Source organism: Secundilactobacillus odoratitofui DSM 19909 = JCM 15043, from assembly GCF_001434895.1.
Classification (GTDB): Bacteria; Bacillota; Bacilli; order Lactobacillales; family Lactobacillaceae; genus Secundilactobacillus; species Secundilactobacillus odoratitofui.
Genome location: NZ_AZEE01000029.1, coordinates 347,511 through 361,865, shown reverse-complemented (window position 1 = coordinate 361,865; position 14,355 = coordinate 347,511). Strand labels below are relative to the sequence as shown.

General features: G+C 45.4%; 8 protein-coding genes. 2 read left to right on the top strand and 6 right to left on the bottom strand.

What is annotated here, in order from left to right:
* Nucleotide 1 precedes the first annotated feature (1 nt).
* Entirely contained in the window at nt 2-4,441 is a 4,440-nt protein-coding gene (gene gltB, locus FD04_RS09705) for a glutamate synthase large subunit (protein WP_056948664.1), read from the bottom strand.
* An 862-nt stretch (nt 4,442-5,303) separates the two neighbouring features.
* A complete protein-coding gene (locus tag FD04_RS09700) occupies nt 5,304-6,926 on the bottom strand; it encodes an ABC-F family ATP-binding cassette domain-containing protein (RefSeq protein WP_056948547.1) in 1,623 nt (540 codons plus the stop codon).
* Nucleotides 6,927-7,482: 556 nt separating this feature from the next.
* On the opposite strand from FD04_RS09700, the gene FD04_RS09695 reads away from it, so the two are divergent.
* Entirely contained in the window at nt 7,483-8,868 is a 1,386-nt protein-coding gene (locus FD04_RS09695) for a sugar porter family MFS transporter (RefSeq protein ID WP_054701729.1), read from the top strand.
* Nucleotides 8,869-9,086: 218 nt separating this feature from the next.
* Nucleotides 9,087-9,911: a hypothetical protein gene (locus FD04_RS09690; protein WP_054701732.1), complete on the top strand. Its 825-nt coding sequence runs from the start codon at nt 9,087-9,089 to the stop codon at nt 9,909-9,911.
* A gap of 75 nt (nt 9,912-9,986) precedes the next feature.
* On the opposite strand, the gene phnW is transcribed toward FD04_RS09690, so the two are convergent.
* From phnW to phnC, 4 genes are read right to left on the bottom strand one after another with little or no spacing between them, the layout of a single operon-like run.
* The gene (gene phnW, locus FD04_RS12950; protein ID WP_082603202.1) at nt 9,987-11,882 is read right to left on the bottom strand and encodes a 2-aminoethylphosphonate--pyruvate transaminase; all 1,896 of its coding nucleotides are present in this window, start codon (nt 11,880-11,882) and stop codon (nt 9,987-9,989) included.
* A gap of 35 nt (nt 11,883-11,917) precedes the next feature.
* Entirely contained in the window at nt 11,918-12,778 is an 861-nt protein-coding gene (locus tag FD04_RS09680; RefSeq protein ID WP_056948545.1) for a PhnE/PtxC family ABC transporter permease, read from the bottom strand.
* Nucleotides 12,775-13,575 carry an ABC transporter permease subunit gene (locus FD04_RS09675; RefSeq protein WP_056948543.1) on the bottom strand — a complete coding sequence of 267 codons (801 nt, stop codon included), beginning with the start codon at nt 13,573-13,575 and terminating at the stop codon, nt 12,775-12,777. Before FD04_RS09675 ends, FD04_RS09680 begins: the two co-directional genes overlap by 4 nt.
* Entirely contained in the window at nt 13,565-14,335 is a 771-nt protein-coding gene (gene phnC / locus FD04_RS09670) for a phosphonate ABC transporter ATP-binding protein (protein ID WP_056948541.1), read from the bottom strand. Before phnC ends, FD04_RS09675 begins: the two co-directional genes overlap by 11 nt.
* Nucleotides 14,336-14,355 lie beyond the last annotated feature (20 nt).

The following is a 14,355-nucleotide window of genomic DNA, read 5'->3' as shown; positions in this document are numbered from 1 at the left end:
CTTATGCGTCTGTTTGGGTTGCGACGTTAAACGCCTTTTGAATAACTTCGGCTTCTGGTGTGCCACTCTGTTTAAACTGATTAATGAGATCGTGCATCCGGTGGAAGTCACGTGGGTAGACCTTAACGAAGTACTGTTGTTCAGTTTCCCAGTTCGCCAAAATTTGTTTGGCAATGGTTGAGTTGGTGTAGTTTTGATGGTTTGAGATAAGCGTCTTTAAAATGCTGTCATCGCCGTTTTCACCGAGTGAATACAGGTCAACTAGTTCTGGGTTACACTGCTGCTTAAACGTGTGGTGGCGGTCATAAACGTAAGCAATGCCACCGGACATGCCGGCTGCAAAGTTACGGCCGACTTCACCTAAAATAACGGCAGTACCACCAGTCATGTATTCGCAACCGTTGTTACCGATTCCTTCAACTACGACGTCGGCACCGGAGTTTCGGACACAGAACCGTTCACCGGCACGACCGTTGAAGTAGGCTTCCCCACTAGTCGCGCCGAAACAGGCGACATTACCAATAATTGGGGCATGCGCATACAACGATTCGGCGCCAGTTGGTGCGGCTACGATAAGGCGGCCACCAGAGAGGCCTTTGCCGACGTAATCGTTAGCTTCGCCATGAAGCTTGATTTCCAAGCCTTGAGTGATAAAGGCACCAAAGCTTTGACCAGCTGTTCCGGTGTAGTTAAAAGTCAGTGCGCCGGGCTTGAGACCGTGATTACCAAAACGAGCAGCAATCCAGCCACCAAGACGAGTGCCGGCTGAGCGGTTCGTGTTGTTGATAGGTAAATCAACGCTGGTAGTGGCACCATCTTTCAGATTTGCTTCTGTCAGGGTGTTGAGATCTGGCCAGGTGAATTTTGGCTTGAATGGATCAGTAACTTTACGGGCGATGGTAATCGTCTTACCAATCATTTTGTCGTAATTGAGAGATTTAGCCTTGCCGGATGGTACGTAACGGGGGCTGAGGTGTTCGCCGTGACCAACCATTTCGTCCACCGTGCGATAACCAAGTGCGGCCATCTGTTCACGCAAATCTTGTGCTAAGAAGTGCATCATGTTGATGATGTATTCGGGCTTGCCTGCGTATAATTTACGCAAATCAGGATTTTGGGTTGCGATGCCCATTGGACAGGTGTTGAGGTTGCATTTGCGCATCATGACACAACCGATGGCAATCATGGTGAGCGTGGCAAAACTAAATTCTTCAGCGCCTAACATAATGGCCACCGCAATATCGCGGCCAGTGAGCAGTTTGCCGTCAACTTCCAGTGTTGTTCGTTGCCGTAGATGGTTGAGTGCTAGTGTTTGATGCGCATCGGCGAGTCCCATTTCCCACGGTAAGCCACAATCACGCGTTGAGTTTCGTGGTGCGGCTCCGGTACCGCCATCGTAACCAGCAATCACAACGGTATTTGCGCCGGCCTTAACCACGCCTGCTGCAATCGTGCCGACACCAGTCGATGAAACCAACTTAACGTTGATAATGGCGGCCGGGTTCACTTGTTTGAGGTCGTAGATGAGCTGAGCAAGATCTTCAATCGAGTAAATATCATGGTGGGGTGGCGGTGAAATCAATTGCACACCGGCAATTGATCCCCGAATGCTAGCGACCCATGGGTAGGCTTTACCAGCTGGCAGTTGACCACCTTCACCGGGCTTAGCACCTTGGGCCATTTTAATTTGAATTTCATCAGCGCTCATCAAGTATTCCGTGTTAACACCAAAGCGGGCAGTGGAGACCTGTTTAATGTGACTGTTGCGGTCCAGACCGTCCGCACCGACTTTGAAACGGTTACGGTTTTCACCACCTTCACCGGAGTTACTTCGTGCGCCAAGTTTGTTCATCGCAATCGCAATGGTTTCGTGCGCCTCTTGAGAGAGGGCACCAAAGCTCATTGCGCCAGACTTGAAGCGTTTAACGATGGTGCTAACGGGTTCAACTTCATTCAGTGGGACCGGCTTTCGCCCGGCGTTGTCAATGGTCCACATTGACCGGAGCGTTACGGGTTGCGTTGTGGCTTCTTGGTTCAGTTGCGCAGTGTACTTCTGGTAAGCTTGATAGTCACCTGACCGAACAGCCTTTTGGAATTGGTAAATCGAAAGTGGGTTGTAGAGGTGATGTTCGCCATCTGATTTAAATTGGAAACTGCCACCCGATGGTAAATCATCAATGTTGTGGGCATCAAAGGCGGCGCGGTACTTTGCTTCGTATTCCGCTTCAATTTGAGCAAGGTTCAAACCACCAATTCGACTTGGCGTGCCAGTGAAGTACTGATTGATCACGTCATTGGAAAGGCCAACTGCTTCGAATAATTGCGCGCCTTGATAACCGGCGATGGTTGAGATTCCCATGCGACTCATAATTTTGATGATACCTTTAGTAGCAGCGTGACAATAATCGTCAATTTGCGCACTAAACCCGCGAGAACGGAGTGTTTCAAATGCCAAATAAGGGTGAATAGCAGTAGCGCCGTAGCCGATTAAGCAGGCAAAGTGGTGAATTTCGGATGCTTCAGCGGTATCGACAACGATTGAAGCAGCGGTGCCTTTACCCTGTCGCACGAGGTCATTATGGAGGCCAGAAACTGCCAGTAACATCGGAATCGTCATTTGATTTTTAGCAACTGGTCGATCACTGAGAACCAGAATAGTTGCCCCTTCGTCAATCGCATTTTCCGCCTGTTTAAACAGTTCATCCAAGGCATGAGCTAATCGGTTAGGTGTCTCAGTTAAATCATAAGCAAGGCTTAATTTTGCGACCTTCAACGTTGGTAAGTCGAGGCTCGTAATCTTAGCGTAATTTTGATCGTCCAAAATTGGACCGTCAATGCGCAACTTTTGGCAGTTAGCGGCGGTATCCTGTGTGACGTCAGCATCTCGTCCCAAATATAGGGTGGTGCTGATGACAATTTTTTCACGTAATGGATCGATTGGGGGATTGGTCACCTGTGCGAAGGCTTGTTTGAAGTAGGTAAAGAGTGATTCAGAATGGTGACTTAGTACCGCTAACGGTGAATCAAAGCCCATCGCAACAGTGGGTTCACCACCATTTTGCGCCATTGGAATCAGAGCAGTTTCGATGACTTCATGGGTGTAGCCGTTACGGCGCCAGAGTTCCTTTAGCTTGGTATCACTGATACTGTCCGTTGGGTTGACTTCAGGTAACCGGCTCAATGAGAGTCGATTAGCGTTAAGCCACTGCTGGTAAGGATGTTCTGAAGCAAATTGTTGTTTAAGTTCGTCAGATTTGTAAATGCGACCAGCGTGGGTATCCACCAGAATCATTTCTGCTGGGGCGAGAATCCCTTTTTCAGTAATTTCGGTTGGTTCAACGTCGACAACGCCAGATTCGGAGGCAACAATCAACGTATTATCCTTCGTTAGTGTGTAACGGGAAGGACGCAAGCCATTTCGGTCAAGACAAGCACCAACTTGAATACCATCGGTAAAGCACAGCGCAGCGGGTCCATCCCATGGCGCCATAAAGGTCGCATTATATTCGTCAAAGGCACGCTGATCTTGTGACATTTTAATCCCATTGCCCCAGGCTTCAGGGACCATCATCATCAGCGCTTTAGGAATTGAACGGCCGTGACGATAAAGATATTCCATACAATTTTCGAGTTTGGCTGAATCAGAATCATCTTCATCATAAATTTCAATACCGTGGCTCGTCATCCAATTTTCGGCACCCTTCAACGTGTTGATTTCACCGTTATGGGCCAGAAAACGGAATGGCTGTGCCCGATCCCAGCTTGGAAAAGTATTCGTCGAAAAACGGGAGTGAATGAGACAAATTGCACTTTGCATCTGTTCATCATGAAGGTCAGGGTAAAATAACCCCACTTGGTAGGCGTGTAACATCCCTTTATAAACGATCGTTTGACTTGATAGGGAACAAATGGCCAGTGAACGGCGATCATCGAAGGTTTTTTCGAGTTGACGACGAAGCGCGTAAAGTCGGTCCTCAAAATCACGGCCAGCTTTAATATCAGCGGGTCGTTGCAGGATGATCTGTGCGAACCCGGGCATTGCTTTTTGAGCACCTGGGCCGCAGTTTTCGTAAACAAATGGTACAAGACGGGTCCACAATACTGGGAAGCCGGCTTGGTCAATGTGATCGACTACCGCGTGTAACATGGCGTCCCGTTCATCCTCAGCATGAGGTAAGAACAGTTGTGCAACGGCATAGTCGCCAGCTTTTGGTAGCGTGAGGTCGACATTGGCCATCTGCTGCCGGAAAAAAGCATCAGGCATGGCCATTAAGATACCCGCTCCATCACCAGTGTCCGGTTCTGCGCCAGTCCCGCCACGGTGATTCATTCGTTGGAGCATCGTCAGTGCTTGTTCAACTAACTCGTGGTCAGCATGGCCATCTACGTGCGCAATGAACCCCATGCCACAGGCGGCATGTTCAAAACGAGCATCATACATTAAATTGTGATCTTGGTTGAGTGCGGTCAAGGTTCTTTCACCTGCTTCTTGTCAGATATTTTACTAAAAACTCATTTTAGTGTGATTGTTCTCATCATATTCTAACTTAGATGGGAATACAATCGCTTTTTTAAATAAATATTTAGTAATTATGGCAAATAACGGGTTTTATTCATTTATGGAATATAGAAGTTGACTGATAAACATTTCCGGTAAATGCTGGTATAAGTGTGTTTTGCACAAATTATTATTCTGATTCAAACGTTGCATATTAAACGTTCCATTCATGATTATGTAAATAATCGATATTGAATATTCCAAACGTTGATCAATTAAATATGTACAGCCTGCATGTCTGCTTCATTGCTGGGTTAATGCCAGCCTCCGGCCAGCGGTTATTGGGAACCTGAAGTGGGGACCGGGTCGAGCCGAAAAGCGGTCTCGCCCCTCGCGTTTGAGCCTCACCCAGAACCGTTGTGAGTCTCAAACGTCGTCCCGTGATATCAGGGAAATCACCTGATATCACCGCCACCACAGGTCCCCAACAACCGCTGACGCTCCGGCTTTACGTTCGTTAAAAATGATGTTTTGTGTTGATTATTTACATAGCGTTAGTGGAAAGCTAGCTGACTCTCTTGAACGACAAAAAGCAGCCGTAACGCCAAACTTGTACGAGTGGTTGGTCGTTACGACTGTTTTATTATCGGAATTATGGATTTACTAGTTTTTTTACATTGGCGATAACTGAAAATCATCAAACGTCCGTCTGGTTAGATTTTACAGATTGTCGTTTATCTTTCACGAGAGTCCCAGCAAATAAAAAAACTGCCTATGCGGCAGTTTTTTGTGTAACACACTCTAATTAATAGATATCAGCAACCTGTGCCTGTGCAACTTCATGCGCCATGAAATCGTCGTAAGTCGTATCAGCACGGTCAACAACACCTTTAGGGCCAACTTCAATAATGTGGTTGGCGATGGTTTGAATAAACTGGTGGTCATGGCTAGTGAAGACCATGGAGCCAGGAAAATCAATTAAGGCGTCGTTTAAGCTGGTGATGCTTTCAAGGTCCAAGTGGTTAGTTGGATCGTCTAATAATAAGACGTTCGCTTTACTTAACATAAGTTTGGAAAGGTAACTCCGGACTTTTTCACCACCAGATAGGACGGGTACTTGTTTGAGAACCTCGTCGCCTTTGAACAGCATTTGGCCTAAGAAGCCACGTAGGAAGGTGTTGTCACTTTCTTCCTTACTTGCGAATTGACGCAACCATTCAAGGATATTAAGACTGTCGTCACTAAACTCAGGGTTTAAGTCCTTTGGCATGTACGCACGGTTAGTCGTCACGCCCCAAGTAATACTACCCGTATCTGGAGTCATCGTACCGGCAATGAGTTGCATTAAAATACTGGTGGTGACGTCTGAACGGGAAATTAACGCGGCTTTGTCGCCAGGTCGGAGAATAAAGCTGACGTTATCGAGTACCTTTTGGCCATCAATGGTTTTGCTGACGTTTTCAACGCGGAGAAAATCGTTGCCCAACTCGCGTTCAGGTGTGAATTTAATGAACGGGTATTTGCGGGAGCTTGGTTTAATATCATCCAAGGTGATCTTATCCAGCTGCTTCTTACGGGAAGTTGCTTGCTTTGACTTGGAAGCGTTAGCTGAGAAACGCGCGATAAATTCTTGTAATTGCTTAATTTGTTCTTCTTTTTTAGCGTTTTGTTGGTTACGTAACTTTAAGGCTAATTCTGAACTTTGAAGCCAGAAATCGTAGTTCCCAACGAATAACTGAATCTTACCGAAGTCGACATCACACATTTGGGTGCAGACTGCGTTTAAGAAATGACGGTCATGACTCACAACTAACACGGTGTTATCGTAGTCGGCTAAGAAGTTCTCCAACCAGCTGATAGTTTGTGGATCAAGACCATTGGTTGGTTCGTCTAGAAGGAGGACGTCGGGCTTACCAAACAGTGATTGGGCCAGCAAGACCTTGATTTTTTCGCTTTCTGGTAAATCCTTCATCAAAGTCTGGTGACGATCCTCAGTAATACCCATGGATTGTAGCAGCTGGCTCGCGTCACTTTCAGCGTTCCAGCCGTCCATTTCGGCGAATTCGCCTTCAAGCTCGGCCGCTTTAATGCCATCTTCATCAGAGAAGTCAGCTTTAGCGTACAATGCATCCTTTTCAGTCATGACCTGGTAAAGTCGTTCGTGGCCCTGCAATACGGTGTTTAGAACAGTCTGATCGTCAAAGGCAAAGTGATCTTGCTTAAGACTACTCATCCGTTCGTTCGGCCCCATGGAAACAGTGCCAGTTGTTGGTGACAGACGGCCTTCCAAAATCTTGAGGAAAGTGGACTTACCCGCACCGTTAGCACCGATAATGCCGTAGCAGTTGCCAGGTGTAAATTTTAAATTAACATCATCATATAGTTTGCGGTCCGAGAAGCTCATGGACACATTCGTTACTGTTAACAAGCTAGTACCTCACTTTTTGATTATCGACCATAAAAATAGATCGTTCCTATATAGTATCAGATATTAGGTGGTGAGTGCGACATAAATCATCCGAATTCCTGAATGTAAGCGGATTGTTTTGAACGGTCTCGTTTTTTTCAGAAATTAACGCGTTTATTTTCAAAATTCGTGAAAATCGACAGTTCAATACGGTTAAAGTGATACTATCCCGTTCTTGATATAGGTAAGGCCATGTACGCTTTTCCCATCAAAAAATAATTTTTATTTTGGTGGTGGGTATACCAATTTTGACCAATAATCGGACCGTTCAAATCATAAATAGCCGCTTATCATCGACATTGGTGTGGCGTTCTATATACCACAGGCCGTGTGTACTATTGCACAAAATCAGACGCTGTTTGGGCGTTGTTACTTAGGACTCAGACCAAATGTAAACATGTTACATTATTTTGAAAATGTTGAATGTAAACGCTTGCATTTTTCTTGTAAGCGTTTAGAATTGGAAACGTTGAAAAGCTATTATTAATATTTCGTATTTAGGTTAGGAGAGAGTATTGTGCAAAAACATCATTTAAGTATCTTCTTCATCTTTGTTTTTGGCGCACTTGGTGGCCTCTTATTTGGGTTTGATACTGGGATTATTTCAGGGGCATCTTCTCTGATTGAAACGGATTTCAAACTCAATATTGAACAGACCGGGTTTATTACATCATCCGTTCTGATTGGCTCATCAGTGGGTGCCTTATCAATTGGGTCACTTTCCGATAAGTTTGGTCGGAAGCGCCTGTTACTGTTTGCTTCAATCTTGTTCCTATTAGGTTCAGGACTCTCAATGGTCGCAACTGGGTTTATCTCAATGGTTATTGCTCGGATTATTTTAGGTTTCGCCGTTGGGTCTGCTTCAGCTTTAACACCTGCTTACTTGGCTGAATTAGCTGATGCGCCACACCGTGGATCACTTGGGACGATGTTTCAATTGATGATTACGTTAGGGATTTTGTTAGCCTATGTTTCTAACTTGGGCTTCTTGGGTCACAACTTGTTAGGTATTCGTGACTGGCGTTGGATGCTTGGATCAGCTTTGATTCCTGCCGCAATTCTGTTTATCGGTTCTTTGATCTTACCAGAGTCACCACGGTTCTTGGTTGAAAAAGGGCGTGTGGATGAAGCAAAAGAGATTTTGCACGGCTTGCGTGAAAACACCGATGAAGACCCCGATAAAGAATTAAGCGATATCCAAGAAGTTGCTAATCAGCCTAAGGGTGGTCTGCGTGAACTATTTACGTTCGCACGTCCAGCCGTGCTCGTTGCGATTGGCTTGATGCTATTGCAACAACTCGTCGGAATCAACTCAGTCATCTACTTCTTGCCACAAGTCTTTATTAAAGGCTTTGGCTTTGCTGAAAGCAATGCCATCTGGATCTCAGTTGGGATTGGGATTGTCAACTTTGTATGTACGATTTTGGCCTACAAGATCATGGACAAGTTTAACCGTCGAACCATTCTATTGTTTGGTTCAATTGTAATGGCTGTTTCAATCATTGTTTTGTCAATCTTGAACTTTACGTTAAGCGTCCAAGCAGCCGCTGTGCCAACCATGATTCTGATTGCCGTTTACATTTTCGGTTTCGCCGTTTCATGGGGCCCAATTTGCTGGTTGATGATTGGTGAAATCTTCCCACTAAACGTTCGTGGTGTTGGTAATTCAATCGGTTCAGCTGCTAACTGGATTGGTAACTTTATCGTGTCACAATTCTTCTTGGTATTGTTGAGCACCTTCCACAACAACGTTGGTGGTCCATTTGCCGTCTTTGGTTTCTTCGCTATCGTTTCAATCTTCTTTGTTATTTACGCCGTACCTGAAACTCGTGGTAAGACGCTTGAAGAGATTGAAATGGAAATGCGTCGTGGTGAAAACACGAAGAAGAGTGCTGAGAACTAGATGCACTGAAATTTTAGAGATTAAACTTTATTACAAGACTACCGCGTCAGTATTATTTTGATACTGACGCGGTTTTTAATACCAGTGAGTTATGACGGACGGGTGGCTCTAGGGCTTCAGAGTATCTATAATAGAAACAGTTAGTGACGAAGTAACTCTCAAACAAGTTACTTCGAGCTCATAATAGTTTCACGTGAAACAATTGAGGATGTGAGTGAATGGTTCAAGTTCAAGTAAAAGAACAGTTTTATCAAGGTAAAATCAGTGATGAACAGTGTGAAGATGTGATTATTAATACATCCGATTTCATCGGGATTGTAGATGGCGTCACGTCAAAATCAACTTTTCGATTTAACGGTCAAACTAGTGGTAAGTTAGCGTCAACGATGATTGCATCAATTTTGAAGAATAGTGCGCCTGAGATGACAATTAACCAGTTTGTAGCGCGTGTGAATAGCTTTTTCGCACAGTTTTACGAACAAGTAGATTTTCCATACGATAAGGCTAGCCAGGGCCTTCAAGCAGTTACTGTCGTTTACTCGCGTCATTACCATCAGCTTTGGCAAATTGGCGATGCTCAAATTAACTTAGATGGTCAGATGCAGCCAAATACTAAGCCTAGTGATGATGTCTTGGCTAACTTTCGGAGTTTGATTTTAAAAACCAGCGGACTGTCTAACTCGGCCTTAGAACCGCAAGCTGACCCCGGACGGCAGGCGATTTTGCCGTGGCTCTTAAAAGCGACTCAGTTTGCAAATAGCGCGGATAACGAGTGGGGCTATACCGTTTTAAATGGCGACCCAATACCTGACGCGCTACTGAAAGTGATCACGTTGGATGATGCACCACACGAGATTGCTTTGGCAAGTGATGGCTACCCAGAGGTGACCTTGGAACTTGCGTCCACTGAGGCAGCCTTAGCCACCGTTCTTGCTAACGATCCGCTGTGTTGTCAGCAATACCGGTCGACTAAGGGACTTGTAGTCGGTAACCGGTCATTTGATGATCGGAGTTACATCCGGTTTGAAACGACACCCGGTTAATCCGAGTGCCTATACAACGAAAAAGGGTCGCCATGACGTGAATTGTCATGGCGACCCTTTTTCAACCCGCATAATTTAGCGAGCAACTGATAATTGAAGGGTATCCTTTGTATAGGTTTCAATTAGGTTTAGTAATCGACTGATGTCACTAGCTGAAACTTCACCGATGTTACCGATACGGAAACTATCGCACTTAGAGACCTTACCGGGATAGATAATGAAGCCGCGGTCTTTAAGATATTCGTAAAAAGCACGGAAATTAAAATCAGCAATCGGATATTTGAACGATGTGATAATTGGCGATTGAACATTTTCGTCAATGACAAGTTCATAACCGAGGTCGTTCATACCCTGACGTAGCAGTGATTCATTGGTGCTATAACGCCGGAAACGTGCAGAGATTCCGCCTTCTTCGTTAAGCTCATGAAGCGCCTTTGCGAAGGCGTATACGACGTGAGTTGGGGATGTAAAGCGCCATTTACCGGCATTGTCTTCAAAGCAACGGTATTGCGCATAAAGATCAAGGGCTAATGAGCGGGCGTTGCCCTGGGTTAAGTCTAATGTTTCACGCTTAGCAAGTACGATGCTAAAACCGGGGACACCTTGAACGCATTTATTGGAGCTGGTTACAAGGTAATCGACGTTTAAGGCAGTTAAGTCGATCGGCACGCCACCAAAACTCGACATTGCATCAACTATCGTGACAATACCTTTATCCGCTAAAACGGGGATGATGGTCTCGATAGGATTTAAAATACCAGTTGTAGTTTCGCAATGAACCATTGCAAAATGGGTAATTTCAGGATGTTGTTCGAGTACCGTTTGAACGGCACTCAACGTGACCGTTTGATCTTCTGGAACGTCAACGACAACGTATGGAATTGCCAGATAATCTGCAATTTCGGTCATTCGTTCACCGTAAGCACCGTTCGCCGCAATCAATAGAGTTGCATCTTGCTTAGGTACAGCGGTTCCCAGTGCGGCTTCAACACCAAAGCTGCCGCTACCTTGCATGAGAACGGTTGTGTAGTCTTCATCTGACGCGTGACCTAGGGCAACGAGCTCGTGGCGAACCCACTGTGTTAATTCCTTATAATCATCATCCCAAGTACCATGGTCAACCAGCATGGTTTCTTTGACAGCCCGACTAGTAGTCAATGGACCAGGCGTGAGGAGAAGGGGCATTTCTTGTTGGTGATCGTTAATTGACTCAATTAACGGAATGAGGTCAGCAATGTTGTTTACGACATCGTCTGCCCCGGCTTCTTTGAGAATTGCAGTTGCTTTTGCTTGATAACGGTCTTGGTCTTCGATGTTGAGACGCTCAAATTCACTTTGAGATAAGCCAATCAGGTTACCGCCGTCAACGACACCAATTGAGAAAGTACCGGCATTCTTACCTTCTAAAATGTCGTTAATCGTATCACCCACTTTAATGACGTGGTTAGGATCAGTGACGTTTAATTTTGCCATTGCCAGGTTCACCATATCGGCGTGAGGACGGCCAATGTGATTGGTCTGTTCTGAGGTGATGTTGTAGCGAGGATGGTAACCCTGGTCGGCTGCCAGTGGTAAGATTTGATCCAGCATCGTTTGTGTATAGCCGGTGGTAGTGGCTAATTGGATGTGGTGTTCATCAGCAAACCGAATAAGATCTGTCATACCACTTTTAAGTTGAGCTGTTTCAGTCAGCACCTTGCTGATTTCAATCTGAAATTGATGATAAATTTTTTCAGCGGCCGTTGCTAACGGGATATCGTGGTGGTCAGCTTCCCAAGTTTCTGCAATTGCTGGTTCTTGCAGCATTTTGCGGACGTGGGTCATTTTGTCTAAACCAACGTCTTGACGAATAGTTGCTTCGCTGAGTTCAATGCCGTAGTGCGCAAAGGCATTTTTAAAGGCAATGATGGGTGCACGACTGCCGTAATCAACAGTTGTGCCGGCCCAATCTAAGATAATCGCTTCAATCATTTTGAGTCCTCCTTGGAATAACGGGGTTACGGTTGCTAATGTTGTGCTGTGTTACTACTACGTAGGCGGTATGAGATGATTTCGAGTACTACCGCAAAAGCTAGAATTAAGTAAACCATGACGCCAACCTCATGGAAGTCGAAGTAAAAACTGCTGGACATGAATAGCTGATAGCCGATACCACCAGCACCAGCAGCTGCACCAATGGCGACTGCATCCGCAAAGTTGATTTCAAAGCGGATGAAGGTCCAACTCAGGTAACTTGGCTTCAGATAGGGGATCAACGCTTGACAAATGATGGCCGGTCTTTTGAGTCCCATAGCCTGTAAGGTTTCGATTGCCTCAGGAGAGAGTTCATCCATACTGTCGGCATACACCTTAGTCAGGTAGGCGACACTGTGAAATGTGATACCAATCACGGCAGCATTAGCACCAAGGCCAAACACAACACTGTAGATTAAGACCCACAGGACGGTTGGAATCGCACGGATAACCGCCATGAAGCTTTGAATGCCAAGCACAAGTGCTGTGGGCGCAAACCGCCGAGTACTTGCTAATGCAAGGAAAAAGGCGAGTACTGAGCCAATCAATGTTGTCAAAAAAGCTAATAGAATGCTTTGACCGAGTCCACCTAGTAGACTCAACCAGCTGGTATTGCTGAGATGAGGCTGTAAAAACATAATTTTGATGTTTTCAGTGAATCCGGTTATCGCTTCAACTAACTTAAAGTGATCGGGAATCATAGTCGGCAGCGTGATCAGTGTGACATAGCCCAAAATCAATAGGGTGATCAACATCGTGACGCGCCGTCGATCTCTAAATCGTAATGGAATCGTAAATCGGGGGCCTGCTGGTAGTTGTGTGGGTAGCGAAACTTGGTTTTCAGGTTTGATCATGATAGTAACCTCCCAATCAGATTAGAAATGAGTTCCACGGATACAACCAACAAAATCACAGCAAGTACGACCAATCCAGCGGCGCCATAGCGCAGACTTTTAAAGTAGAGGTTAAAGATAAAGCCAATGCCAGTACCCGTTAACAGCCCGACTAAGGTTGCATCACGCACGTTGTTTTCAATCATGTATAGTATCCAAGACATTAATGCGATTGCGATTTCAGGAATGAGTCCTTGAAAAATAATCTGCAGATAAGTTGCACCAGTAGCCTGGAGAGCCTGAATTTTTTCGGTACCAAAGTCCTCGATGGTTTCCATAAACGCTCTGGTTAAAAACCCAAGCGTCATGAAAAAGAGGGCTAAGAAACCAGTTAAATCATTTTGTTTAAACGAGAACAGCAAAATCATTGCCCAGGCTACGATTGGGATGTTCCGCATTAAGGACGCAAAACCGCGAATTAGCCAGCTGATACTGCGGCTGACAGCGAGCGTTTTAGCACCGAGAATGGCTAAAAATAGTGAAACTGCTGCTGTGCAAGTCGTTGAAGCAACGGCGACTAAAAAGGTCCGTAAGAGTTGTTGGCTAATTTCGGTCCAATAGCCCTTTGAGGCCTCATTTGGAATGAAGTTTTGAGCTAACCAGGCAATACCATCTTGTACGCCTAGTAATGAGCGGCTTTGAAACCCAAGGCCAAGTGAAGCGCCGATGTAGGCGAGTCCGAAAACAACAATGATGGCCGTTAATCGCAACCGTTTCTGGTTAAAAAATTGATTAGCGGCTTTTACATCAACCTTCATACACAAGGCTCCTTTCTGACGAAGTTGTCTTCCTGTAAATATCGGTGACTGCCGTGTCAGTTAGAGCGGCTGTTCGGTCATCAAACACGACTTGCCCATTATTAATGCCGATAACGTGGTCCGCATAAGTTCGGGCAATGTCGACTTGGTGCAAGTTGATCAGCACTGAAATACCGTCATTAGTTGCTAAGTCACGTAGCAGGTCCATGACGACCGTAGTCGATTTTGGATCTAACGAAGCGATTGGTTCATCACATAAAATGATTTTTGGGTGCTGCATTAAGGCCCGGGCAATCCCAACCCGTTGCTTTTGACCACCACTTAGATTACGACATTGCTGATAGGCAAAGTCGCCGAGGCCAACTTTTTGAAGGAGTTGAAGCGCTTCGGTTTTTTCACTGTTACGGTAGAGGGAAAACATACCAGCCAAGTTAGACTTGGTACCTAGGCAACCGTGGAGTACGTTTTCAAGTGCTGTCAGCGGTTCGATTAAATTGTAATTTTGGAAAATCATGCCGATATGACTACGGGCATCACGTAACTGCCGGCGGTTTAACTGTCGCATGTCAACGTCATCAAATAAGATCTCACCGTCGTCGTCGCGAATTAATTGGTTAATACTACGTAAAATTGTCGTTTTACCAGCGCCAGAAGGCCCAATAATGACCGTCACTTCACCAGGACTAACACTAAAAGAAACGTCAGTTAGGGACTTCTTAGTACCGTTATAGCTTTTTGCTAAGTGTTTAACTGTTAACATGTTGGGCCTCCTTTACCACT

Bases quoted from the DNA above. Each gene is read 5' to 3' on its own strand.
- gltB (WP_056948664.1), bottom strand. From the start codon at position 4,441: ATGTATGATGCTCGTTTTGAACATGCCGCCTGTGGCATGGGGTTCATT.
- FD04_RS09690 (WP_054701732.1), top strand. From the start codon at position 9,087: ATGGTTCAAGTTCAAGTAAAAGAACAGTTTTATCAAGGTAAAATCAGT.
- FD04_RS09680 (WP_056948545.1), bottom strand. From the start codon at position 12,778: ATGATCAAACCTGAAAACCAAGTTTCGCTACCCACACAACTACCAGCA.
- phnC (WP_056948541.1), bottom strand. From the start codon at position 14,335: ATGTTAACAGTTAAACACTTAGCAAAAAGCTATAACGGTACTAAGAAG.
- phnW (WP_082603202.1), bottom strand. From the start codon at position 11,882: ATGATTGAAGCGATTATCTTAGATTGGGCCGGCACAACTGTTGATTAC.
- FD04_RS09675 (WP_056948543.1), bottom strand. From the start codon at position 13,575: ATGAAGGTTGATGTAAAAGCCGCTAATCAATTTTTTAACCAGAAACGG.